Source organism: Alienimonas sp. DA493 (assembly GCF_043951915.1).
Taxonomy (GTDB): Bacteria; Planctomycetota; Planctomycetia; order Planctomycetales; family Planctomycetaceae; genus Alienimonas.
The window spans coordinates 1-23,415 of record NZ_JBINJD010000075.1 but is presented as its reverse complement, the minus strand read 5'-3'; the positions used below and the strand labels follow the sequence as shown (position 1 = coordinate 23,415).

At 74.1% G+C, this 23,415-nt stretch carries 18 protein-coding genes; 6 read left to right on the top strand and 12 right to left on the bottom strand.

Features of this window, described 5'->3' with window-relative positions:
• Positions 1 to 88: 88 nt before the first annotated feature.
• On the bottom strand, positions 89 to 1,198 hold the full coding sequence (proB, locus tag ACG2DA_RS12775) for a glutamate 5-kinase (protein WP_395256091.1): 1,110 nt from the start codon (positions 1,196 to 1,198) through the stop codon (positions 89 to 91).
• A 266-nt stretch (positions 1,199 to 1,464) separates the two neighbouring features.
• Between proB and ACG2DA_RS12770 the strand changes: the two genes are divergently transcribed.
• Together ACG2DA_RS12770 and ACG2DA_RS12765 are read left to right on the top strand one after the other, a co-directional pair.
• Positions 1,465 to 3,123 carry an amidophosphoribosyltransferase gene (locus ACG2DA_RS12770; protein ID WP_395256090.1) on the top strand — a complete coding sequence of 553 codons (1,659 nt, stop codon included), beginning with the start codon at positions 1,465 to 1,467 and terminating at the stop codon, positions 3,121 to 3,123.
• 126 nt (positions 3,124 to 3,249) lie between these two features.
• The gene (locus ACG2DA_RS12765) at positions 3,250 to 3,648 is read left to right on the top strand and encodes an acyl-CoA thioesterase (RefSeq protein WP_395256089.1); all 399 of its coding nucleotides are present in this window, start codon (positions 3,250 to 3,252) and stop codon (positions 3,646 to 3,648) included.
• Here the strand turns inward: ACG2DA_RS12765 and ACG2DA_RS12760 are convergent.
• The 11 genes from ACG2DA_RS12760 to ACG2DA_RS12710 all read right to left on the bottom strand — a co-directional run bounded on the left by ACG2DA_RS12760 (position 3,611) and on the right by ACG2DA_RS12710 (position 18,938).
• Entirely contained in the window at positions 3,611 to 4,843 is a 1,233-nt protein-coding gene (locus ACG2DA_RS12760; RefSeq protein WP_395256088.1) for a hypothetical protein, read from the bottom strand. The two genes, ACG2DA_RS12765 and ACG2DA_RS12760, sit on opposite strands and share 38 nt — an antisense overlap.
• A 65-nt stretch (positions 4,844 to 4,908) precedes the next feature.
• A complete protein-coding gene (locus tag ACG2DA_RS12755) occupies positions 4,909 to 6,303 on the bottom strand; it encodes an alkaline phosphatase family protein (protein ID WP_395256087.1) in 1,395 nt (464 codons plus the stop codon).
• The gene (locus ACG2DA_RS12750; RefSeq protein WP_395256086.1) at positions 6,296 to 6,901 is read right to left on the bottom strand and encodes a DUF1080 domain-containing protein; all 606 of its coding nucleotides are present in this window, start codon (positions 6,899 to 6,901) and stop codon (positions 6,296 to 6,298) included. The genes ACG2DA_RS12755 and ACG2DA_RS12750 overlap by 8 nt, the downstream gene beginning before the upstream one ends.
• Positions 6,902 to 7,028: 127 nt before the next feature.
• Positions 7,029 to 7,901, bottom strand: coding sequence for a dihydroorotate dehydrogenase electron transfer subunit (locus ACG2DA_RS12745; protein ID WP_395256084.1), 873 nt, complete (start codon positions 7,899 to 7,901; stop codon positions 7,029 to 7,031).
• Positions 7,898 to 8,956 (bottom strand): pseudouridine synthase, encoded by a 1,059-nt coding sequence (locus ACG2DA_RS12740; RefSeq protein WP_395256083.1) that lies wholly within the window; start codon positions 8,954 to 8,956, stop codon positions 7,898 to 7,900. The genes ACG2DA_RS12745 and ACG2DA_RS12740 overlap by 4 nt, the downstream gene beginning before the upstream one ends.
• Positions 8,953 to 12,081 carry a hypothetical protein gene (locus ACG2DA_RS12735; RefSeq protein ID WP_395256082.1) on the bottom strand — a complete coding sequence of 1,043 codons (3,129 nt, stop codon included), beginning with the start codon at positions 12,079 to 12,081 and terminating at the stop codon, positions 8,953 to 8,955. Before ACG2DA_RS12735 ends, ACG2DA_RS12740 begins: the two co-directional genes overlap by 4 nt.
• 52 nt (positions 12,082 to 12,133) lie before the next feature.
• Entirely contained in the window at positions 12,134 to 14,218 is a 2,085-nt protein-coding gene (locus ACG2DA_RS12730) for a hypothetical protein (protein ID WP_395256081.1), read from the bottom strand.
• A gap of 4 nt (positions 14,219 to 14,222) precedes the next feature.
• Entirely contained in the window at positions 14,223 to 15,866 is a 1,644-nt protein-coding gene (locus ACG2DA_RS12725) for a Gfo/Idh/MocA family protein (RefSeq protein WP_395256080.1), read from the bottom strand.
• Between the two features lie 148 nt (positions 15,867 to 16,014).
• A complete protein-coding gene (locus ACG2DA_RS12720; protein ID WP_395256078.1) occupies positions 16,015 to 17,394 on the bottom strand; it encodes a hypothetical protein in 1,380 nt (459 codons plus the stop codon).
• A gap of 60 nt (positions 17,395 to 17,454) precedes the next feature.
• Positions 17,455 to 18,555, bottom strand: a complete 1,101-nt coding sequence (locus ACG2DA_RS12715) for an FAD:protein FMN transferase (protein ID WP_395256077.1) — start codon at positions 18,553 to 18,555, stop codon at positions 17,455 to 17,457.
• Between the two features lie 26 nt (positions 18,556 to 18,581).
• Positions 18,582 to 18,938 (bottom strand): hypothetical protein, encoded by a 357-nt coding sequence (locus ACG2DA_RS12710; RefSeq protein WP_395256076.1) that lies wholly within the window; start codon positions 18,936 to 18,938, stop codon positions 18,582 to 18,584.
• A gap of 149 nt (positions 18,939 to 19,087) precedes the next feature.
• Between ACG2DA_RS12710 and ACG2DA_RS12705 the strand changes: the two genes are divergently transcribed.
• From ACG2DA_RS12705 to ACG2DA_RS12690, 4 genes are all read left to right on the top strand, one after another.
• Positions 19,088 to 20,002 (top strand): AAA family ATPase, encoded by a 915-nt coding sequence (locus ACG2DA_RS12705; protein ID WP_395256092.1) that lies wholly within the window; start codon positions 19,088 to 19,090, stop codon positions 20,000 to 20,002.
• Between the two features lie 71 nt (positions 20,003 to 20,073).
• Positions 20,074 to 20,397, top strand: coding sequence for a hypothetical protein (locus ACG2DA_RS12700; RefSeq protein ID WP_395256075.1), 324 nt, complete (start codon positions 20,074 to 20,076; stop codon positions 20,395 to 20,397).
• Positions 20,398 to 20,457: 60 nt separating this feature from the next.
• Positions 20,458 to 21,600, top strand: coding sequence for a DUF58 domain-containing protein (locus ACG2DA_RS12695; RefSeq protein WP_395256074.1), 1,143 nt, complete (start codon positions 20,458 to 20,460; stop codon positions 21,598 to 21,600).
• The coding region (locus tag ACG2DA_RS12690) for a transglutaminase family protein (RefSeq protein WP_395256073.1) at positions 21,597 to 23,415 on the top strand (1,819 nt) is incomplete at its 3' end. The genes ACG2DA_RS12695 and ACG2DA_RS12690, both read left to right, overlap by 4 nt.

The following is a 23,415-nucleotide window of genomic DNA, read 5'->3' as shown; positions in this document are numbered from 1 at the left end:
GCCCCCGCCGCGGCGTTCCCGGCGTTGCCGTTTCGCAACCTGCCGGCGCCGTCGGCCCCCGCCGATCGGTCCGTTCCTCCGCCCGGGGTCACCCGGCGGCGGGGCGGGTGAGGGTGAGGTTGTCGCGATGGATGACCGTCACGTCCGGCACCCCGCCGAGCAGTTCGGCGATCGCGTCGGTGCGGCGGCCGGCGACGCGGCGGAGTTCGTTGGAGGAATAGTTCGACAGCCCCCGGGCGAACTCCTCGCCCCCCGGCGTGAGCACCCGCACCGGGCCGCCGCGGGGGAACTCGCCGGCCACCCCCGTCACGCCGGCCGGCAGCAGGCTGCGGCCGCGTTCGTTCAACGCCCGGACGGCGCCGTAATCGACGGTGATCTCGCCGGCGGGCAGCAGGGTGAAGCCGATCCAGCGCTTCCAGGCGGTCGGGGCGTCCGGCTCGCCGCGGATCAGGGTGCCGACCGGTTTGCCGGCGACGATGCGGTCGATCACGTCGTCGTCGCGGCCGTCGGCGAGGATGGTGTCCACGCCGGCCGCCGCCGCGTCGCGGACGGCCTCCAGCTTCGAGGCCATCCCCCCGGTGCCCAGCGTCGTGCCGGTGCTGCGGGCCAGGCGGAACAGCCCGTCGTCCCAGCGCTCGATCAGGGAGATCACGTTCCCCCCCTGTTCCGGGTCGCCGTCGCACAGCCCCGGGGCGCTGGTCAGCAGGACCAACAGCGGGGCCGGCACCAGCCCGGCGGTCATCACGGCGAGGCGGTCGTTGTCGCCCAGCGAGATCTCCGCGGTGGAGACGGTGTCGTTCTCGTTGACGATCGGGACTGCGGCGAATTCCCGCAGGGTCGCCAGCGTGTTGCGGGCGTTGAGGTAGCGGGTGCGATCGCGGAAGTCGTCCGCCCCCAGCAAAATCTGGGCGGCCCGCAGGCCGTGGCTGCGGAGCGACTCGTCGTACCAGCGGATCAGCCGCGCCTGGCCGGCGGCGGCGGCGGCCTGCAGGTGGGAGAGGTCCGAGGGGCGGCGGTCCAGGCCCAGCAGGTCCAGCCCGGCGCCGACCGCCCCGCTGCTGACCAGCACCACGCCGCGCTCCGGCGTGCGGGCGCGGGCGATCTGGGCGGAGATCGAGGCGATGCGATCCCGGTTGGGACGGCCGTCGGGGCCGCTGAGCACGTTGGTGCCGACCTTCACCACCAACGTCCGTTTCACCTGTTCGAGGTCGTCGGCGACGAACTCCTGGGCGAGCCGGGCGTGCGGTTCCGCTGTGGACGGCGGGGTGCGATCGGCGGGCGGGGCGAACGGTTGGACGATGACGAAACGCGGGGTTCGGGGAGAACGGAGGTGGATTGCACGAACGGACGCGGGTCGGCCGGCCGAGGGCGGATGACCGATCGGTCCGCGGGCGGTAGAATAGCGTCCGGCCCGCCGGCTCCCGCGCCTTCTTACTTCAGACCCGCCTCGGGCGGATCCCCCCCATGGCGGAACTGCATCACGAGTGCGGCCTCGCCGCGGTCTATCACCTCCCCCCGGAGCCCGAATCCGGCGAGGATCCCGCGGACTGGCACCGCGCCGGCGACCCGGCGCCCAGTCCGCTGGCGCCGCGCGTCGCCAAAATCCCCCGCCCGGATCAGACCAGTCGGCTGATCCCCCGGGTGCTGCTGGACATCCAGAACCGCGGCCAGCTCGCCGCGGGGATGACCTCCTTCGACCCGAACCGCCCGGAGGTACTCTCCACGTTGCGGGGCGTCGGCAGCGTGACCGAGGTCTTCCGGCTCAATCGGGAGCCGAAGTACCAGGCGCTGATGAACCAGCACGCCGGCGCTGCGGCAATCGGTCACGTGCGGTACGCCACCTGCGGCCCGGAGGACCCGAACTACGCCCAGCCGTTCGAGCGGCGGCACCTCGAACTCCGCAAGTGGTTCGCGTTCGGCTTCAACGGGCAGCTGGCAAACTACACGGAACTCCGCGACGAGATCCTCGCCGCCGGCGATCGGCACCTCTCCCGGGAGACCGACACCGAGATCCTGCTCCACCTCTTCTCCAAGGAGCTCTCCGCCGATCCCCACTGCTCCCCCGCGGAGCTGATGGCACGCGTCGGCGAGCGGCTGGACGGGGCCTACAACGTCGTGTTCCTCAACGCCCGCGGCGAGATGTTCGCCGCCCGCGATCCGCTGGGCATCCGGCCGCTCTGCTGGGCCCGGGAGGGGCGGATGTTCGCCGTCGCCAGCGAGTCCGTCGCCCTGGCGAACCTCGGCTTCCGCCACGAGAGCATCCGCGACGTCGAGCCGGGCACGATCGTCAGCGTCCGCGGGGGCCGGGTGGAAATCGAACGCTTCGCCTCTCCGCCGGCCGACGACGACCGCCAGACCGCCCACTGCTTCTTCGAGTGGATCTACTTCGCGAACGTCGCCAGCAAGATGGACGACCGCGACGTCTACTCCGTCCGCAAGCACCTCGGCGAGGCGCTGGCCCGGCAGGAAGAACTGCTGATGGACGACGACACGATCGTCGTCCCCGTGCCCGACACCGCCAAGGCCGCCGCGGACGCGATGGCCTACGGCCTCGGCGTGCCCTGCCTGGAGGGGCTGCTGCGGAACCGCTACGTCGGCCGGACCTTCATCGAGGGCGGCAACCGAGCGGACAAGGCCCGGCTGAAGTACACCCCGCTGCCGGAGGTGCTCGCCGGGAAAAAGGTGCTGCTCGTGGAGGACACGATCGTCCGCAGCACGACGATGCGGGCGCTGATCGACCAGCTCCGCGAGCGCGGCCGAGCCGCGGAGGTGCACGTGCGGGTCGCCTGCCCGCCGATCGTCGCCCCCTGTTTCTACGGGATCGACATGAGCACCGTGCAGGAGCTGTTCGCCCCGCGCTACCTCGAACGCCCCGGCGAGCCGCCGCGGGAACTCGACGCGGAGGTCGAACGGGCGATGGCGGACGAACTCGGCGCCGACTCGCTGCGGTATCTGCCGGTCGCCAGCATCGCGGAGTCGGTCCGCATGGCCCGAAACAGCCTTTGCCAGGCCTGTATCGACCGCCGCTACCCCACCGAAACGGGGCGGAAGCTGTACCAGTTGGCGCTCGCCCCCAACTCCGGCGACGGCCGCACCTACGCCCAGGCCACGCAGGTCTCCTGACGACGGACTCGCTCGTCCCGACGCTCCGCGTCGGGTCGCACGGGCCGCAGAGCGGCCGGACGCTCCGCGTCCAACCCGGGGCGACGCGGTGCGTCGCCCCGAGCGTTCCTCACACCGGATCAGGTCTTGAACCGTTCCCACACCACCGAGATCCGCGTTCGCTACGCCGAGACGGACGCGATGGGCGTGCTGCACCACGCCGGCTACCTGATCTACTTCGAGATCGGCCGCACCGAGGCCCTCCGCGAGGACGGCGGCAGCTATGCGGACGTGGAGAAGTCCGGGCGGTTCCTCGTCGTGGTCGAGGCGAACGTGAAGTACCGCAGCCCGGCCCGCTACGACGACCTGCTGACCCTCACCACGACCGTCTCCCGCGTCACCCCGGCGAAGCTGGAGCACGACTACGAACTCCGCCGCGGCGACCAGCTGATCGCGACCGGCCGCACCGTGCTGGCCTGCGTGGACGCCGACGGGAAGATCCACCGCGTCAGCGACGCGTTGCCCGCCCTTGCCGAGCTGATGTAGCCCCGCCGCCCGCGGACCGGGCGAAGCGGGGCGAGGCGAACCGCGGGGCGCCGGGACGGCCGGCGGTCTCGCCGGCGGCGTCGCGGAGGGCGGCGGCGGCGGCGGCCCGCACGGCGCCGCTCTCGTGGGAGGACAGCGCCAGCAACCGCCGCGGCCAACCAGGCACGCGGTGGACCACCAACAGTTCCGTCGCCCAGGCCACCACGTCGACGTCCGGCGAGGCGAGGGCCGTCGTCAGCGTTTGCCAGCGGGCGTCCGCCGGCAGTTCGCGGAGCACCGGCTCCGCTGCCCGCCGGGCCGCCGCGGCGCCGTGGACGATCAACCACAGCCGCACCGCCCGCCGGCTCCGCCCCGGTTCGCACACGCGGTCGGCCAGTTCCTCGATCGCCGTTTGCAGGCAGGCGGGGACGGCGTTGAGGATCGCCTCCGGTTCGCGGAGCCAGTCCAGCGGCGGAAGCCCCGGCAGCGAACCGGCGCCGGCCCGGGCGACGGTTTTGAGCAGTGGGATGAGGAAGCCGGGGTCCGTCCGCCCCGCCGCCCGCAGCGCGCAGCGCGGCGGCCGCCGCAGACTGAGCAGGCCGAGCAGCGTCCGCACCGCCCCCGGGTGGGCGTTCGTCTCCAGCGCCGCCTCCAGCCGCGGCCCGGCGAGCGGGTCGGCGGAGACGGAGGCGATCTCCTCGTCCCCGGCCGAGGCGGCGATCGCCAGCCAGCCGGCCGCCGCCTCCGCCCGCGGCCCCTCGGTGGCCAGGTGGGCTGCCAGCGCCGCCACGAAGGCCCGTCGGCCGGGCTCGTCGCCGGCGCCGGTCCGGGCCGCGGCGTCCGCCGCCTCCGCCAGGGCGACCGCCGCCGCCTCCGCGGCGTCCCGCACCTCCGGGCGTTCGTCGGACAGCGCGTTCAACACCGCCGGCCCCTCGCCCAGCAGGCCGGCGTCCGCGACCAGCCGCAGTCCGTCGACCCGCACCGCGGCGTCGGGGTGACGCCAGATGAGCCGCAGCAGCGTCCGCCACCCGCGGCACGCCGTCAGCAGTTCGGCGTGGGCCGCGTCCGAGAGGGCGTCGCGGCCGCGGATCAGTTCGAGCCGCTCCCGGTTCGTCCCGTCCTCCAGGGCTCGGGCGACGTCCGGCGGCACGGCCTCCGGCGGCGGGTCGTGCGCCGTGTCCGGCGCTGCGTCGGCGGCCGGGGGCGGGGCGGGCATGCCGACACAGATCGGCGCCCGCCGCCCCGCCGGATGATCCGGCGCCCCGCAACCCGCAGGGTCGGTCAGTCGACGTGGGCCAGAGCCCGCAGGGCGAGCTCCGGGATCTCCGCGTGCGTCGCCGGTCCGCCGGCGGGCCGCAACTCGGGGTCGGAGATCAGCAGCACCGTGTCCGTGTCGGCGCCGCCGCCGGTCGCCCGGGTCAGACCGTGGGAGCCCTTCACCAGCGTGGCGTCCAGCGGCGTCTCGCGGGTGCCGGGCTTGAGGAACATCTCCACCGGGTCGTAGCCGGGCTTGCGGTGGATGTCGACGGTGCGGGCGAAGGGCGGGGCCTTCGCGTCGTCCGTCCACCAGTAATAGGCGAACCAACGGTCCGGTTCCGCGGTGAGCACCAGGTCGCCGGCACGCGAGCAGTCGAGGCCGATCTCTCCCCGGTCCTCGCCCGTGAACACCGCGGCGACGCCGTCGGTCGCCCGCAGAACCTCCGCAGCCCGCTCCACGTCCGCCTCGTCGCGGAGGTAGACGTGGGCCAACTGGTGGTCGCACACCGCGAACGCCGGCGTCGCGGTCGGGTCGAAATGCTCCAGCCCGTCCTGTTCGACCGGCGTGAACAGCCCGGCCTCCCGCAGAACCCGGTTCGGGTACGCCGGGCCGCTGACCGGCGTGATGGCGTACTCCCCGGCGACGATCCAGACGCACTCGTCCCCGGCGAAGGCCTCTTCAAGGCCGTTCGCCAAGCTGCCGATGACCGCGTCCAACTCGCCCACGGCTCGTTCGTGCTCGGCGCTGTCCGGGCCGAACTTCTGGGCGGCGTAGTCGAGGTGCGGCAGGTAGACGAAGGCGAACCGCGTGGGGTGCGATTTCTGAGCCAGCACCGCGGAGTCCACGATCCACTGCGAACTTGTGACGGCCGACAGCGGCCCCCAGAAGTTCATCAGCGGAAAATGGCCCAGTTCCCCCATCAACTCCCCGTACAGCTCCGTCGGCTTGGTGTAGCACCAGAGCGATTCGGAGCCGTCCGGGTTGTGGATCGGGGCGGGGGTGCAGATCGTGTCGGCGCTCGCCCCCTTGGCGGGCATCGGGAACCAAACGGCGGAAGTGAGGGCCGGGTCGGCCTCGCGCAGCTGGTCCCACACCCGCGGGGTCTGCACGGCGGCGTCCCAGGCGGTCCACAGCTCGACCGTGCCGGGGCGGCTGTGCTCCGGCACGTCCGTGCCCTCACGCCAGTAGAACCCGTTGGCGATCACGCCGTGCTCGCAAGGCTTCGCCCCGGTCGTCATGGCGGCGTGTACCGGGCAGGTGACCGCCGGGAACTCCGGCTCCAGGGGCACCGTGACGCCCGCCTCCATCAGGGCGAGCAGCCGCGGCATTCCCGGCAGGTCCCGCTCGCGCAGGCCCGGGATCGACAGCACGACGCATCGTTTGCCGATCGACCGGCCGGGGCTGGTTCCGTCACTCACCGGAGAGGTCCTTGTACTTCAGATTGCGAAAGTAAACCTTGCTGCCCGGGTCGTGGGCCTGCAGGGCGATCACGCCCTTGCCCAGCTTGCGGGGGATCGAGACGCCGGGCGGCTCGTCGAACTCGTACAGCACCTTGTCGTTGATCGAGACGGTCACCTTGTTGCCCTTTTTGACAACGCTCTGCTTGTACCACTCGTTGTCCTTCACGGGCGGGTCGAAGATTTTCACCGTGTTGTACAACGAGCCGGACTTCACCGGGTCGCCGTGGGACACGTTCACCTGCACCTCATAACCCTGGGCCGGCCAGCCGGAGTCCTGGTACTTCGTGCAGATGAAGATGCCGGAGTTGCTGCCCGGGGTGGTCTTCACTTCGCACTCGAAGGCGAAGTCGGTCAACTCTTTTTCGTGGAACAGGTGGGAGACGTTGCCGTTCACGACGATGGCGCCGTCTTCCACCTTCCAGGCGTCGGGACGCTCGTTAATTTTCCAGCCGTCCAGCGTTTTGCCGTCGAACATGGAGACCCAGCCGTCCGCGTTCTCCGCTTGAGGTTCCGGGGCGGCGGCGCAGAGGGCGAGGCAGAGAGCGAGCGATTTCATGGAATCGACAATCCGGGAAGGAAGGGGGCGAAGGCCGGCAGTGTGACGCGATCGGGGGACGATTCGCAAACCGCCGGCCGCTTCGAGCGCCACCGGCCGTCCCGGGGGGGCCGGGTTGCGCGGGCGGTCAGTCGAAGGTGAGGGTCTCCGCGGGGAACACCGGGCCCTCCAGGCAGCTGCGGCGGTAGTCCCAGCCGTCGGCGGAGCGGTCGTCCCGCACTTTCACCACGCAACTGAAGCAGGCCCCGAAGCCGCAGGCCATCGGGCTCTCCAGGCTGGCCCAGCAGGGCACGCCGGCCGCGGCGCAGAGCTTCGCGACGGCCTTCATCATCGGCTCCGGCCCGCAGGTCAGCACGCGGGCCGGCTTCCTTTCGCCGGCCAATCGTTCTGCGAGCAGTTCCGTGACGAAGCCGTGGCGGCCGAGGGAGCCGTCGTCCGTGGCGACCGACACCGGAATGCCGGCCGCCTCGAACCGCGGCACGTCGGCGACGTACTCCGCCGAGCGGGCCCCGTACAGCAGTTCCGGCGGGTGAGCCGGCGGAGCGAACCGGCCGCGGTCGCCGTATGCCGCGGCGCCGAGGATCTCCCGTCCCGCCGCGAGGAACGGCGTCTGCCCGATGCCGCCGGCGACCATCAGCGTCGGCCCGGCGCCCGAGGCGTCCGGTTCCGGAAAGCCGTGGCCCAGCGGGCCCCACAGTTCGACCGTCTCGCCGGCCGTCAGCTCCGCCATCAGCCGGGTCATCTTGCCGATCACGACGTACCCGATGGAGAACGACGCCCCGTCGTCGGCCACGTCGTACAGGGCGAACGGCCGGCCCAGCAGCGGGTCGTCGCGGCCGGGCAGCCGGAGCATGAGGAACTGCCCCGGCTCGATCCGGCCGGCGATCGTCGGGCAGTTCAGCGATAGCCGGAAGGTGCCCTTCGCGATCTGTTTCTGTGCGGCGACGGTCGCGGTCGTCTGCACCGCGTCGGCGTGGGGGAGCACGGCGGGGCCGCTCATCGACGCCCCCGGCCGCTGGGACGGGCGCCGCCGCGGACGCCGCCTTTGCCCTTCTTGCCCGGCGGGCCGTAGCCGCCCCGCCCGCGGTTCCCGCCGCCCTTGCCGCCGAAGCCTTTGGGCGGCTGATTGCCCGGCCGGCGGCCCTTCGCCCGGCGGCCGAGCGCGTGGGGAGCCCGGTCGGCGTCCTCCGGCTTGAGGTTCTGAAGCGCCCGCACCTCCTCGCGGGTCAGCGGGCGGAACTTGCCGGGGGCCAGATCGCCCAGTTTCAGCGGGCCGAACTGCACCCGTTCAAGCTGCATCACCTTGTGCCCCACCCGAGCGAACAGCCGGCGGATTTCGCGGTTGCGGCCCTGGGCGAGCTCCACCTCGACCGTGGCGCTGCTGCCGTGCGTCTTGAGCTTCTTGGCGGTGTTAAGCCGGAACAATCCTTCCTCGAAGTGCAGACCCTGCCGGAGCTTGCGGAACGTCTCCGGCTTCGGCACGCCGGCGACCTGCAACCGGTACTTGCGGATGACGCGGTTCCGCGGGTGGGCCAGCTTCTGGGTCAGCTCGCCGTCGTTGGTGACGATCAGCAGGCCGCGGCTGTGTTCGTCGAGCCGGCCGACGGTGAACAGCCGGGTGTCGCCGGCCTCCACCAGGTCGACGGCCCGCGGCCGGCCGTGCGGGTCGCGGTTGGTGCACAGCACGCCGGCCGGTTTGTTCAGCAGGTAGTACTTGCGGGGGGCGACCTTCGCCCGCTCCCCGTCCACGCGGACCTCCTGCTCGCCGGGCACGACCTTGGTGCCCAGTTCGGTGACGACCTCGTCGTCGATCGTCACCCGGCCGGCGGTGATCAGTTCCTCGCACTCCCGCCGGGCGCCGTAGCCCGCGGCGGCGAGATAGCGTTGCAGCCGGACGCCCTCCTCCTCGGCCTGCGGCGGCCCCGGCGTGGGCGGGGCCGGCACGACCGGCGGCGGAACCGGTTCGTTGGGCGAGCCTTGGTTCGGCGAGACAGGGGGCGACCCGTCGTCCGGGGAGCCGGCGCGGGGGTCGGCGGGGCGGGACGGGGCGGTCACGGGAGAGCGTTCGACGGGGGGGAAGCGGACGGGGAAGCAGGCGGGGGGGAGGGCGGCGAATCGGCCGCCTCGCCGAGGCGGGCCCGGTAGCGGGCGGTGAGCTCCGCGAAGCCCGGGGCGGCGGGGGCGTCCGCGGCGTCCTTCAACCGCTCCCGCAGCCGGGCCGGCAGGCGACCCCAGGGGACGTGCGTCCCGTCGACGACGAGACCGGACGCCCCGCCGGTCCCGGACGAACCGCCCGCGCCCGCACCGCCCCCCGCGACGCCGGGGGCGGCGGCGTCCTCCGTGCCCGCGTCCGGCAGTGTACCCGGCTCCGGCCCCGTCGGCGATGCGGGCGGCGGTCCGGGACTCGGTTCCGGCGTCGACGCGGCCGACAACGCCGCCGCCCCCCGCTCTGCCAACAGGTCCAGAGCCGCCTGTTGCCGCTCCGCGGCGGCGGCGGGGGCCCCGTCGGCCAGCCGGGCCGCCGCCTCCGTCGCCGGCTCGGCCGCCGGCGCCTCCGCCGGCAGCGCCGCGGCGAGGGCCCGCTGCTCCGCCGCCAGCGCCGGCAGGTCCGGGGCGTCGCCGAGCGTCCGCTCCCGCAGGAACCGTTGCCAGCGGGCGAGGGCCGCGGCGTCGATCCCCTCGGCGGCTTCGTCCTGCGGCGTCTCTTCCTCGGCGCCGTCCGGGGGGGAGTCGTCCTGGGAGGAACCGTCCGGCGAACCGGCCAGCGCCTCCAGCCGGGCCGCGGCCCGCTCGGCGAGGGGGAGCAACTCGGCGGCGTCGCGGCGGGCCTCCACGCCCTCCGCCACAGTCCGGGCCTCCGCCGCGGAGGCGCCCGCGGCGGCGGCGGTCACGGCGTCGGCGGTCGGGGCGAAGGCGGCGAGGGCGTCCGCCACCGCCGTCTCCTCCTCGCCCACCTCCCGCAACGCCCGCAGGGCCCGGCGGCCGGTCAGACCTTCGTCCGCCACCGCCCGCAGTCCCGTCGCCGCGGCCCGCTGCCGGGCGGCGAGGGCCGACAAGGCCTCGCCCCGCTCCGACGGATCGGCGGGAGACCCCGCGGCGCCGGCGGCCTCCTCCCAGCGGGCGAGGGCCTCCCGCTGCCGGGCGACGGCGTCGGCGAGCCGCCCCGCTGACAGTTCCCGGGCCGCGGTCCGCAGCGCCTCCGCCGCCGGGCCGTCACGGAGCGCTCCCAAGGCGTCGGCAATTTCGCGTTGCTCCTCGGCGAGGCCGGCGGCGTCCCCCCCGCCGTCACGGGCGGCGGCGGCGGTGCGGTCGGTCAGGCCGCGCTGTTCCTCCCGCAGCGCCCCGGCGGTCTCGGCCCCCTCCGCCGCGGCGAGGGCGTCCGCCAGACGGCCGGCGCTCGCGGCGAGTCGTTCCGACCACTGCGCCGCGGCCGCCTCGGCCTCTCCGGTCCGCAGCGCCGCCCGCAACCGGTCCGCGGCCGCGCCGATCGCCGGCAGGGCCTCCCGCTCTTCCCGGCCCGCGGCGGTCAGGCGGGGGCCGGGGGAGACGGCATTGCGGGCCGCCTCCGCGGCGGCGGTCCGCACCGGGGCGGCGAAGTCGGCCTCCAATCGCTCCAACGTCCGCCGGACCTCCGCCGGGTCGACCGGCGCCCCTTCCGCGATCCGCGTCGCCAGCTCCGCGGCGGCCGCGGCGGCCCCTTGCAACGCGGCGGCGGGCGGGGGAACGGCCGCCTCCAATTCGTCCCGCTTTTCCTCCGGCGAGACGACCCGCACTGTCCGCGGCGGCGTATTCGTCCGCTGGTTGCGGGCGTCGATCGCGGCGGCGAACACGATGAACGCGTCGCCGGGAAGCAGGTTCGCCGCGGGGGAGAACTCCGCGGTCGCCGCGACCTTCGACGCTTCGCCGGACTCGGCGGTTTGCAGAACCTCGCCGCGAGCGGACAACGCCACCAGCAGTCCGGGGCGGTCGTCGTCGGCCTCCGCCTGGAGGATCAGCGTGCCGGCCGGCGTGACGGTGGCGTCTTTCGGAGGTTCGAGCAGCGCGACCCGCGGCGGGGCGTCCTCCCGCACCCGCAGCGTGAACAGCGGCCGCGGCGAGGCGCCGTTTCCATCCGGGGAGGCGGACACGAACGGCCGATCGCGGGGGGCGACGGCGACCCCCACCGGCCAGTCGCCGGGCCGCAGACGGCGGAGTCGCCAGCCGTCGCCGTCTCGTTGGACCTCCGGCCCGCCCGGCGGCGTGAGCAGCCGCACCTCCGCCGGCGGGGCCGCGGTCGCCTCGACCCGCACCCGGTCGGTCGGTTCGACCGCCACGGCCGTCGGGGAGCGAAAGGTCGTTTTCCGCCGGCCCGGCGTTTCCACGACGACCCGGTACTCCGTCACCGCCGGCGCGGCGACCGGCCGGAGGGTGAGCAGGGCGGAGCGGAACCCGTCCGCGGACGCCGCCACCGTGACGGGGGCCGCGGCGAGCGGCACGCGGACGGCGTCCGGGGCGATCGGCGTGAGCGTCGCCCCGGCGACCCGCCAGCGGACCACGCCGGTGGAGCGGCCGCCGGGGGCGACGGCCCGGAGCGTCGTCTCGGCGCCCGCCGGCAGGGGGATTTCGGAGAGGCCCCGCGGAACGAGCCGCCCCGCCGCCTCCAACCGCAGCGGTTCCAGCCCCGCCGTGCCGGTCAGCCGGGCGGCCGCGGCCGTGGCGGCGGACGGGTCGGCGACGAGCCACGCCCCCATGAGACCCCCGCAAAGCAGCAACGCTCCAACCGCCCCCCGCAGTCGGCCGCGGCGCGGGGCGGGGGGCACGAACGCCGTCGCCCCCAGCAGGCGCTCCCGCAGCGGGCCGGCCGCCGCGGCCGGGGAGGAGAGCGCCGCCGCCAGCCGGTCGTTGCCCCCGGCGAGCCGGTCGGCGGCGGCGGCGAGGGCCGCCCGGTCCGGCCGCCGGAGCAGCGGCCCGCCCAGCCACCGCAGCGCCGCCGCGGCGGTCAGCCCGACGAGGACCCAGCGGGCGGCCCGCAGTTCCTTCGGATCGAATCCCCCGCCGAACGCGTCCGCGGCCGCCACGGCGAGCGTCGCCAGGGCCGCGACCGCCGCCGTCTTCGCCAGCCCGGCGGTCAGCGCCGCCCGCCGCAGCCGGCGCCCGGCGGCGTCCAACGCGGCCAGCGGGTCCGGGGCGGGCGCCGTCACGGGGAGTCGGGGCAGGCGGTTCAGGGGGAAGAAAAGGGCCGCGGAACGGCCATCATACGCCGCCCCCGCGGCGGCGGAGGAGCCACTCGCCGCACAGCAGCCCCGCGATCAGCAGGGCCGGCCACGCGGCTTCGGCGGGCCGCTCCGTCGTCGCCGCGGCCGGCGTGCGGGGCGGCGGGGGGAGGAAGTTCGGGGCGCCGGCGGCGTCGGCCAGGGCGAGGAACCGGCCGCCGGAGCGCTCCGCGGCCCGCAGCAGGTCGGCCCGGTCCTGCGAGGTCCGTTCCCCTTCGGCGGGCGGGGCGGTCACGGTCAGTTCCACGGCGTCCCCGGCCGCCCCGCCGGGTTGGCCGCCGACGGGGAAGACGCGAAACCGGCCCGGCGGCAGGTTCCCGATCGTCGCGGAACCGTCGGCGGCCAGCGGCAGCGACCGGGTCACGCCCGGCCCCTCGACCCGCACCGCCGTCGCCCCCGTCCCCTCGGCGTAGACCGTGGCGACGCCGCCGGCCTCGATCGTCGTCGGCTCCACCCGCAGGGCCGGCGTCGTCCCCGGGGCCGCCGCGGCGAGGCGGATCGCGGCGAGCCAGAAGCGACGGTGCACGTCGCCGTCGTCGCCGAGGCCCGCTGTCGCCTCGCCCCGCCAGCGCCAGGTCTGGGGGGCGGCGACCGTGATCCGAGCCCCCCGGGCCGTTCGCCGCAGCGTGACCAGCGGCGCCCCGCCGGCGGTCGCCAGCACGGCGGCGGCGGGGTCGGGGGGGGCGTCGGGCAGGGCGAGGAACAGCGGCGGCGGGACCGCGGCGAACAGCCCCAGCCGACGCCCGGCGGCCGTGGGCACGACCACCGTCGGCTCCGTGGGCGGGCGAACGGGCGGCGGCCCGGCGGGCGTCGTCGTCGCCACGATCCGCCCGCCGGCCGCGGCGGGGGGGGCGTTGGGCTCCTCCTCGCCGACGAGGATTCGCACGTCGAACGGTTCGCCGTCCGGGGGACGGGGGGCGTCGCCGACGGCGGCGGTCAGGTCGACGGTCGGCTCCCGCTCCAACAGGGACTGGAGGAATCGCACCTCGTGCCGCGGCCGATCGGCGAGGAGCAGGACGCGGGTCGTGCCGTCGAGGACCTCGATCGTCAGCGAACCGGCGGCCTCCGGGAACGGCTCGCCGCGGGCGGTCAGGGTGAGGTCGTAGGTGCGGGGGCCGGCCGCGGGGGGCACGACGGTCGCGGCGAACGTCGCAGCCCCGTCGGGGGGGCCCGGCTCGACGGTCGCCGGTCCGGCGGCGACGACGGCGCCGTCGGTGCGGTCCGTCAGCGTGGCGGTCAGCCGCGGGGGCGGGGCGGGGGCACCGTCGGCGAAGGCCCAGCGGGCGGCGATCTCCACCGGCTCCCCGGGGCCGAGCGGCCGGGTCGCGGTGAGAGCCGCCAGCCGCGGGGCGCCGAGCGGGTCCGGCGCGCCAGCGCCGACGACCAGCAACCGCACGCCGGCCTCCCGGGCGGCGTCCGCGGCGGCGGAGAGCCGCCCCGCCGGGCCGACCGTCGAGCGGCCGTCCGTGACCACGACCAGCGCCCCGGCCCGCCGCACCGCCGGTTCGCCCAGCGCCGCCCGCACCGCGGCGGCAGGGTCAGTCTGTGAGCGGTCAATCCGCCGGTCAGTACCAGCCCGGAGCGCACGCTCCGGCGGTGCGTCTTTCCCAGCCGCGGCTCCACCCGCGGCCGATGCTTGCGCATCGGGCTGGTAGGCCGGGTTCAACTCACCCAACGGCGCCGGCGGGGCGAGGGCGGCGGCGAAGGGGCGAACCGACAGCGGCCGACCCTCCTCCCAGCGGCGGAGCAGGGCGAGGGCGGCGTCGCCGTCCGAGATGCTCTCCGACACGTCCAGCAGTACGGAGAGCGGGACCGGTTCGGGGTCGCCCTCACGGCGGCGCTCCGGCCCGAGGGCCAGCAGGGCGATCACGGCCGCCGCGGCGAGACGGAGCAGCGCGACGGCCGTCCGCCGGACCCGGCCGCCGGGCGGCGGGTTCCACCACAGGCCGATCCCCGCGCAGCAAACCGCCGCGAGCAAAACGCCCGCGGCGGTCGGCAAGTCGGCGGACCACGTCCACCCGTCGATCAGGCCCCCGGCGGTCGGGGTCGACGGGGGGAACGTCACCGGGTCAGGCCGTTTTCATCTCGTCCGGCACGGAGGGGGCGGCCTTGCGGTTCGGGTCGCCGATCTTGCCGCCGGACGCCTCCTTCACCTTGGCGGCGAGTTCGGGGACGCTCTTCTCGGGCACCTCGTCGCTCTGCCAGTCGAACCAGCTTTGCTCGAAGGGGATGCGGATGCCGTACCGCATCGCCATGTTGGCGGTGTGGGCCATGATGGCGTCGGCCATGGCGATCTCGCCGTTGCAGCGGAGGCCGCCCTCGGACGGCGGAACCGGGTTGCCGCCGGGGTAATAGTCGCCGGCCTGCTCGCGGATCATGTAGCAGAAGTGCTCCATCTCCTCCGTGTAGCCGCGGGAGATCTTATCCGGCATGGTGCTCGCCGCGGCGCTGCCGGCGGCGGAGGGGGCGGTGGTCTCGTAGCTGTCGAGGGCCGGGCCGCCGGCCTCGCCGGCGTTGACCACCCACAGCCGCTGGTCCGGGCCGCCGCCGCCGGTCGGACCGGCTTCTTTGTAGAGCAGGGCCTCCTTCTCCGCCTTCATGATGAGCGTGCCGCGGGAGCCGTAGACCAGCTCGCCGTAGGGCTCGAAGCGGTTGGTGGTGATCGAGCTGTAGGTGACGACGCAGCGGTCGTCGCTGTCGCGGTGGTAGTGCTGCCCGGGGAACTCGAAGGTGGTGAAGATCTGGTCGTAGATCTCGCGGTCGTCGACCCACTTGTCCTTCGGGCCGACGCCTTCGATCCCGTAGAAGTTCGTCCCGCCGTAGCCGGAGACGGCGACGGGGTGCACCTTGCCGAGGAAGATGCTGGCGGCGTCCATCTGGTGGGAGCCGAGTTCGCCCATCAGGCCGCCGCCGGTCTCGTCGTACAGGCGCCAGTTGATGAGGTGGTCCAGGTCCTCGTAGCCGTACTTCTCGGTCTTGCCGTCGAGGACGAGGTCCGCCTTGGGCCAGCGGTTCTTCGGCTTCCGCCAGGCGTCGCGGCCGGGGAAGGAGCTGTTCCGGTGCCACTGGGCCCGGATGTACTTGATGTCGCCCAGCAGGCCCTGCTGCACGAGGTGGTTGGCGTTGTCGTACAGCACGGAGTAGTGCCGCTGGTGGCCGACGGCCAGCAGCTTGTTCGCCTTGCGGGCGGCCCGGATCATCGCCTTGCAGTCGCCGACGGTCTTCGCCATCAGCTTTTCGCAAAGCACGTGCTTGCCGGCTTCCAGAGCCTGGATCGCCAGCGGGGCGTGCATGTTCAGCGGCACGGCGATGACGACGGCTTCGATCTCGTCGTCGGCGAGCAGCTCGTCGGCGCTCTCGTAAACTTTGATCTTCGCGGCGGCCTCGGCGCCGAGCTTCTTCCGCAGGCCGACGCGGTGCTCGTTGCCGTCGCCCTCGAAGACACGCTTGCGGTTGGACGGCCGCGCGTCGGCGACGGCGACGATGTCCATGTATTCCGGCGGGTGCTCCGTGATGAGGATGTTGCCCTCGTCGCCGGTGCCGATGAACCCGACCTTGACCGGGTCGCCTTTCAGCTTGCTGTAGCCGAAGTACGCGGCGCCCAGACCCGCCGTGACGGCGCCGACGCCGGCGAAGAACTCACGCCGGGTTTCGCCGACGGAGTCGTAGAAGTTGTCGTTGCCGATCTGTTCCTGTTCGGGGGTGAGGTGCATGGCGGGACGGCTCGTTGGGAGGCGGGGCGTGCGGGAGGGCGGGGCGTACGGGGATTCTACGCGAAATCGGTCGCACTTGATGGAACCGTTTTCGCGGGGCGACGTTCACGCGGCGGCGCGAACGCCGCGGCGTGGAGCGGACGAGAGGTCAGGTGCGGGAGACGGAATAGGTGTCGCGGGAGGCGGCCGGCGGGGCCTCGGCGGCGGTCTCGGTTTTGTCCGCGACGGTCGACGCGGACGCGGGGGCGGCGTTCGCCGCGGCGGCCCGCTCCCGGCGGCCGCGCCAGCGGTTCCACAGGCCGTACAGCAGCCCGTCGACGCCGAACCAGCGGCCGGTCGGCAGGGCGGCCAGTGCGAACAGCGCCATCACCTCGATCAGGTTCTTGTTGACCACCAGGGCGTGATCCGGCCCCGGGGCCTCGATCACCCCCGGCCACGGCGGCCAGGCGAGGTAGAAGCCGAACACCATGATCCCCGCCATCACGGCGGCGAAGCGGGTCAGGAAGCCGATCAGCAACAGGGTGCCCAGCGTGCACAGGCCGGTGATCGTCAGCGTGTCCGCGACGCGGACCGTGTCCCACCGCTGCGGAATGGCGCCCTTGGCCCGCTGCTCCGGCGTGAGCAGGTTGTACATGTCGTCGGTCAGCTGGGCGTCCAGCGCCTTGACCGGGTTCACGAGGGCGCTTTTCAGCTCCTGAATCTCGCCGTAGAGGGTCTCGGCGTGCTCCCGCTGGTAATCGGTCTCGGCCTCGGCCCGAGCCTTCTCGTACTCGGCCAGCAGCGTGCTGTAGTAGCTGTCGATCGGGGTGTAGTCGTCGCCGATGGTGCCCTTGAACCCCCCGAACACCACGCGGGGGGCGTCCGGGTCGATGCGGGTGGCGACGTCCAGCCGCTCCCGGTAGCTGAGGTTCGTGGCCCGCTGGTAGACCCGCTCGATCGCCTCCGTGTACTTCTTGGCGAGTTCCCAGTTGGTGTAGTTCTCGGCGTCGTTCTTCTCCGGCGGCTCGATCAGCACGCCGTCCTCGTCCAGGTACTCCCCGACCAACGCGAGCAGTTTTTTCTTTTCGTCCAGCGTGAGGTGCCGGCGGCCGTCGACGATGATCCGCTGGGTCTGCGGGTTGAACTCGACGAAGTCGGCCAGCTCTTTCGGCACCTCGACCCCCTCGGGGAACTCCTCCACCTCGGCCCGGAAGTCCGCGGGGCCGACGAATAGTTCGTCGAGCCGGCGCTTCTGAGCGTCGGAGAGGTCGTAGAAGGAGACGAACCGGCGGTAGCGGTCGTTCCAGCGGGCGTTGACGGCGTCGTAGTCCAGCCAGCCGAGGTCGTCCGGGTCGCCGGTCATGCCGCGGAAGAAGTCGCGGAAGGGACCCTGCGCGTTCTTCAGGTAGCCCTCGCTGGTCCAGGGCGTGGTCGTGTCGAGGGTGGCGACCTTCCAGAAGCCCTCGTAGGCCAGTTGCCAGCCGATGAACAGCCGCAGCGTGACCAGCAGCACGCAGGCGATTACGGCGATGCGGCGGGGATCCGCCACGGGGCGATCCCCGGGGGCGGACGGGGCGGGGTGACGGTCTGGGTTCACGGAGATCACGGGTCAGTCCACGCGCAGGACGGCGGCCGGGTCGAGAAACAAAGAACCCGGATCGACATTGCGGATCGTGACCGGGAGCTGCCCGCCCTTGGGGGGAGCCACCAGTATACCCCCGAACGCCGGGTTCGCATCAAGGAACGCTGTCGCCGCCGGCAAGCCGAGCACAAACAGCGCGGTCGCGAGGGCGTCGGCCGCTTCGGCGGATTCTGCAAAAGCGACGACGCTCAACAGCCCTCCCGGTCGATCGGGATCCGCCGGCCAGCCGGTGCGGGGGTCGAGCAGGTGCCCCAGCCGCCGTCCCCGGTGCCGGTAGAACTGCACGTTCGAGCCGCTCGTCGCCATCGCCCGGTCCTGCAACACGACCGTCCCCAGCCGCCGGGTCGTGCGGTGCGGGTCCCCCAGCCCGACCGGCCAGCCCTCCGAACCGTGGTGCGGCCCCCAGGCCAGCACGCTGCTGCGGCCGCCGTGCAACAGGAAGGCGGGGATCTCCTGTTCGATCAGATGCGCCGCCGCCCGATCCAGCGCGTACCCCTTGCCGATGCCGCCGAGGTCGATCCGCGCGCCCTCCCCGATCCGCACGGAGCGGGTTTCTGAGTCGAGCGTCAGATTTTCCGCCCCGCAGTGCTCCGCCTCCCGGGCGGCCTCGGCCTCGTCGAGGATGCGGTTCTCCGCCCGGGCCGCCCGCCACGCCGCCACCAGCGACCCGGCCAGCGGGGTGAACGCCCCGTCGGTGCGTTCGGCCAACTCTTTCGCCCGGGTCAGCAGGCCGAACAGCCCCGGCTCCACGTCGTTCGCGGCCCCCGCGTCGTTCAGGCGGCTGACTTCGCTGTCCGGCCGGTAGATGGAGAGTTGCCCCTCCAGTTCGTGCACGATCGCCAGGGCGTCGCCAGCGTGCATCACGGCGCTGCGGTCGCCGGGGTTCAGGGCGCAGGCGAACTCGCAGGCCATCGACCGCTGGGCGACGCGGACGCTGTCCCCGGCTGCCGGCGGGGGCGGGGCGGCGTCTTCGTCGCCGGCCACGGCGTCCGCCAGCGCGTCGACGGCCGCGTCGCGGGCGGCGACGCCGGTGAGGAACGCGCGGCGGTTCGGGGCGGGGGAGGGCACGCGGGCAGTATAGGCCGGCGGGGGATTTAGCCGACGAGCCAGCCATGGCCCGCCCAAACGAGCAGGCGGACGGCACCCAGCGCCGCCGGCGCCGCGAGCGCCCCGCCCGCCAAAGCGCCCCCGAAGGAAACCGCCAGCGAGGGCCACGGGGCCAGCCGGCGGGCGGCGAACCGCTCCAGCGCCGTCGCCCCCGCCGCTCCCGCGATCAGCCCTGCGGGCAACGCCGCGGCGAGCAGTCCCTCAAAGGAATCCCGTCCCCACTCGCCGGCCAGCAGGTCCTGCCAATGCAGGGCCGCCGTCGCGGTGGCCCAACCGGTCGGGCCGCCGAACAGCGCCCCCGCGATGTGGTCTCGGTCGGCGTGCTTCGGAGGATCGGCGGGCACGATCGATCCCGGGCGGAGTTCAGGTGGCGGTGGCTTCGCTTTCGTCACCCATTACCTAGACTCCGAGCGTGACTGACGCGACCGCCGCCCCGCCGCACCGCACGAACGGTCAGGTCTCCGACTTCACCGCCCCGGCCCGCCGGCCGCAGATCGAGCGGCTGCGGGCGAATCTGGCCGGGGTGATCCTCGGCAAGCCGGAGGCGATCGACCTACTGCTCACCGCCCTGCTGGCCGGCGGCAGCGTGCTGATGGAGGACGTCCCGGGCGTCGGCAAAACAACCCTCGCCAAGGCCCTCGCCAAAAGCCTCTCGCTGGACTTCCACCGGGTCCAGTTCACCCCGGACCTGCTGCCGGCGGACATCCTCGGCGGGAACGTGTTTAACCCGGCGGACGGCTCGCTCACGTTCCGCCCCGGGCCGATCTTCTGCAACGTGCTGCTGGCCGACGAGATCAACCGGGCCAGCCCCCGCACCCAATCCGCCCTGCTGGAGGCAATGGCCGAGGGGCAGGCGACCGTCGAGGGGAACGTCCGCCCGCTGCCGGCCCCGTTCTTCGTGCTGGCGACGCAGAACCCGGCCGACTTCCACGGCACCTTCCCGCTGCCGGAGGCCCAATTGGACCGGTTCCTCGTCCGCCTCACGCTGGACTACCCGGCCGCCGAGGCGGAGGTTGACATGCTGTTCGACCAGGCCCGCGTGCACCCGCTGGAGACGGTCGAACCGGTGCTGACCGGCGAAGACTTACTGAAGATGCAGGCCGCCGTGCGGTCGGTCTTCGTGGAGCGGCCCGTCGCCGAGTACGTGGTGGAGGTCTGCCGCCGCACGCGCCAGGAGAAGCGGCTGGACCTGGGCGCCAGCCCCCGCGGTTCGCTGATGCTGTTCCGGGCCGCCCAGGCCGCCGCGTACCTCGCCGGCCGCGACTTCGTCCGCCCGGACGACGTGCAGCGGGTCGCCGCCCCGGTGCTGGCCCACCGCTGCATGCTGTCCGGCGAGGCGAAGTTCAGCGGCACGAAGAAGGCCGACGTGCTGCGAGAGGCGATCGCCGCCGTCCCGGTGCCGGCGTGAACGAACTCCGCCGAGTAATCGGCCGGTTGCGGCGGCGTTTGGATCGGCTCGAACCCCACGAACAAGGGGCATTGCAGACGATCTTTGTTTGGCAGACGCTCGCCGGGGCTTGCTTCCTCCTGTTCTTCGCCGACGATTTCTCGGGGTTCGGCGATCCGCTCGCGTGGGTGCTGGGGCCGATCGTACCGGGCACGCTTGGGGCGGCGCCGGCGATCTGCCTGCTGCTGCTCGCCGACGCGTCTGACCGGCGGGTGACGTGGGGCTGGCCGGTCTGGGAGGCCGAACCTTGGCGGGGGGCCGTGTGGCAGACCGGCAAAGTGTTCGCCGTCCTGCTCCCGCTGGCGGCCGCGGGGTGGGGGCTCGCCGCGGCCCTTCGCGTCTTCGGCGACGCGTGATTCGCCGGCCCGTTCGTCCGCTGAGCGCCCGCCGCCCGCCGCACCGTACACTCCCCCGCGATGCTCGCCCTCCTCCGCCTGCCGAAGGTCGTTTACGACTACTTTCAGCGGCAGTGGCGGAACGAACTGACGGTCTGCGGCAAGGCCCTCGTCTGGTGCATCGCCCTGTCGGGCCTCGGCACCGTCAGCGTGCAGATGCCGCTTTATCAGGCGTTTTGCGCGCTCGTCATGCTGCTGGCGGTCGCCAGCGGGGCCTGTTCGCTGTTGCGGCCGAAGGTGACGATGGACGTGCTCCTGCCGGAGCGGGCCACCGCCGGCTCGCCGGTCGTCGGCCGGGCGACGCTGACGAACCGCCGCCGGGTGCCGGCGTTCGACGTCTGCGTGGGGTTCTACGACCTGCCGGAGCAGTTCGCCCCCACGCCGGAGGTCGTCGCCGTGCCCTACCTGCCGGGGAAGGGAACCGCGGAGGCGGTCTTCACCCTGCGGCCGCGGCGGCGGGGCCGGTACGAACTCCCCCCGCTGCGGGCCTGGAGCACCTTCCCCTTTCACATCGGCCGCGGCGGGGGGCGGGCGGGGCACGCGGTCGGCTCGCTGCTGGTGCGGCCGCGGTTCGAACGGCTCGACCGGCTCCCCCTGCCGGCCGGCGGCGGTCGCGGCGGCGGGGCGGGAGACTCCGGGCAGCGGGAGGGCCACAGCGCCGAGTACCTCGGCAACCGCGACCTGCTGCCGGGGGAACTCGGCGTGCGGCTGGACGCCCGCGCCTGGGCCCGCACCGGCCGGCCGGTCGTGCGGCAGTACCGGGAGGAAAGTCCCGCCGGCGTGGCCGTGGTGTTCGACCCCCGCGTTCCGGCGGACGCCTCCCCGGAGCGGTTTGAGGCGGCCGTGAGCCGGGCCGCGGCGGTCTGCGAGGCGGTGGGACGGAACGGCGGGGACCTCGCCCTGTTCGCCGCCGGGGCGGACGTGCATCGCTTCCGCGGCGGAACCGACCGGGCGGCGCTGGAGACGGCGCTGGACGCGTTGGCCGTCGTCGAACCCGCGGACCCGCAGAGCGATCCCTTCGCCGGGCCGGAGCTGTGGACCGGATTGGAGCAGGTCGCCGCCGTCGCCCTGATCGCCGCGGACGACGCTCCGCGGGGGGCGTTGGTGGCCCGGTTGGGCGCCGGCGGACGGACGGCGCTCTCCACGCCCGGGAGGCTCGGATGAGCGACCACGGTTCAACTCCCCCCGCCTCCTCCCCCCCGCCGCCGGGGCCGCGGCGGGTCGTGCTGGCGGCGATGATCCTGTTGCAGGCGGCGCTGTTCGCGGCGCTCAGCCGCACCCTGCTGTTGCCGGCGGGCGTGGCGATCGCCGCCGTGCTGGGGGCGCTGCCGCGGGAGCGGGCGCAGATCTCCCGGGCTCGGTTCCTGCTGATCTGCGGCGGGATCGGCGCCGCCTGCCTCGCCCTCTGGCGCGTCCTGCCGCACTACCGGCCGGAGGCGGACATGGATCCGGCGATTGGGGCGTTGGGACACGCCCTCGGCCAGTGGGCGCTGGCCGGGCAGGCGGTTTGCCTGTTCCTCGACTGGGGAACCGACCGCCGCGGCACGCCGACGCTGCCCGCCGGGCTGCCCGCCGCCGGGGTGGCGGTGTTGCTGAGCGCCGGCGATATCCGGGCCTCGGACGCCGAACGCGCCGGGTTTCTGATCGCCGCGGTGCTGTTCGCCCTGCTGTGCGGGATCTACTTCAGCGCCGGCAACCCCGCGGGCGGCCTCGGCCTGCTGCGTCGCGGTCCTGGCGGCCGGTCCGGTCCCGCGGCTCGCGGCCAGTGGCCCCGGCGGGCGGCCCTGCTGGCGGTGGTCGTCGCGGTGGCGGGGTTCACGTGGGGGGCGAGCCTCACCCTGCGGCGATACGAACGCACGATGGACCAGGTCGTCCGCCGGTTCCTCCAGCCGGAGCCGCTGACGGTGTCCACCGGCTTCGGCGGGGAGGCCCGGCTGGGCGACGTGCGGGAGCGGCAGGAGTTCGCCTCCCGCAGCGTCGCCCTGCGGTGCTACGCCGCGACGCAGCCCGGCTATCTCCGCGGCCGGGCCTACTACACGCTCTCCGCGACCTCCGACGGCACCCGCTGGGTCGGCGGGGAGGAGGAAGCCCGGACGCGGGCCGCCGAGGGGACGGCCGCCCCGCTGCCCCGCCGCGGGCGACCGCTGGGCGAGTCGGCGGACCGCTTCCTGTTCGACTTCACCCGCCCCCCGCCGACCGGCGGGGAATTGCCGGACGAAGGGGCGCCGTTCGTCGCCGCGGGGGGCGATCCGTCCGCGGCGCCGGGCTGGGGCGGGGTGGAGGTCTGGCCGGCCCAGGACTTCCGCGGGACGGTCTTCGTCCCGCCGAACACCGTGCGGTTCCTCGGGCCGGAGTTGATCCTCGACGCCGACGAGTACGGCCTGACCCTCACCACCTCCGCCGCCCAGCCGCACTACACGGCGACGAAAACCCCCGCCCCCGACGTCCCGGACGGCCCCGAGGCCCTGCCGGTCTGGAAGCGGATCGCGGTCCCGGTGGACCCCGCGGACGACCGGCTGACGGCCGTCCCCCCGCTGCTGGCCGACGACCCGGCCGTGCGGGCCGTCGCCGACCGGGCCTTCGCCGGGAGCCGGTCGACGGCCGGGGACATCGCCGCCGTGGAAGAGTACTTCCGCAAACACCACGAGTACCGCCTCGGCGCCGCGATCGGCAGTTCGGGAAACCCGCTGCGGGAGTTCCTGGTGCGGCGCCCCGCGGCCCACTGCGAGTACTTCGCCACCGCCGCGGTCCTGCTGCTGCGGATGCGGGGGGTGCCGGCCCGCTACGCCACCGGGTTCGTCGTGGCGGAGTCGAATCCGGTCGGCGGCTACTGGCTCGCCCGGAACGAAGACGCCCACGCCTGGTGCGAGGCGTGGGATCCGGCCCGCGGCTGGGTGGTGGTCGAGGCGACGCCCGCCGCCGGCGTACCCGGCGGCGACGGGGGGGCGAACCTGTTCGGCCAACTGTGGGACGCCGCCG

Coding starts and splice junctions, on each gene's coding strand:
- ACG2DA_RS12770 (WP_395256090.1), top strand. CDS start 1,465: ATGGCGGAACTGCATCACGAGTGCGGCCTCGCCGCGGTCTATCACCTC.
- ACG2DA_RS12760 (WP_395256088.1), bottom strand. CDS start 4,843: ATGCCCGCCCCGCCCCCGGCCGCCGACGCAGCGCCGGACACGGCGCAC.
- ACG2DA_RS12750 (WP_395256086.1), bottom strand. CDS start 6,901: ATGAAATCGCTCGCTCTCTGCCTCGCCCTCTGCGCCGCCGCCCCGGAA.
- ACG2DA_RS12745 (WP_395256084.1), bottom strand. CDS start 7,901: ATGAGCGGCCCCGCCGTGCTCCCCCACGCCGACGCGGTGCAGACGACC.
- ACG2DA_RS12725 (WP_395256080.1), bottom strand. CDS start 15,866: ATGCACCTCACCCCCGAACAGGAACAGATCGGCAACGACAACTTCTAC.
- ACG2DA_RS12695 (WP_395256074.1), top strand. CDS start 20,458: ATGCTCGCCCTCCTCCGCCTGCCGAAGGTCGTTTACGACTACTTTCAG.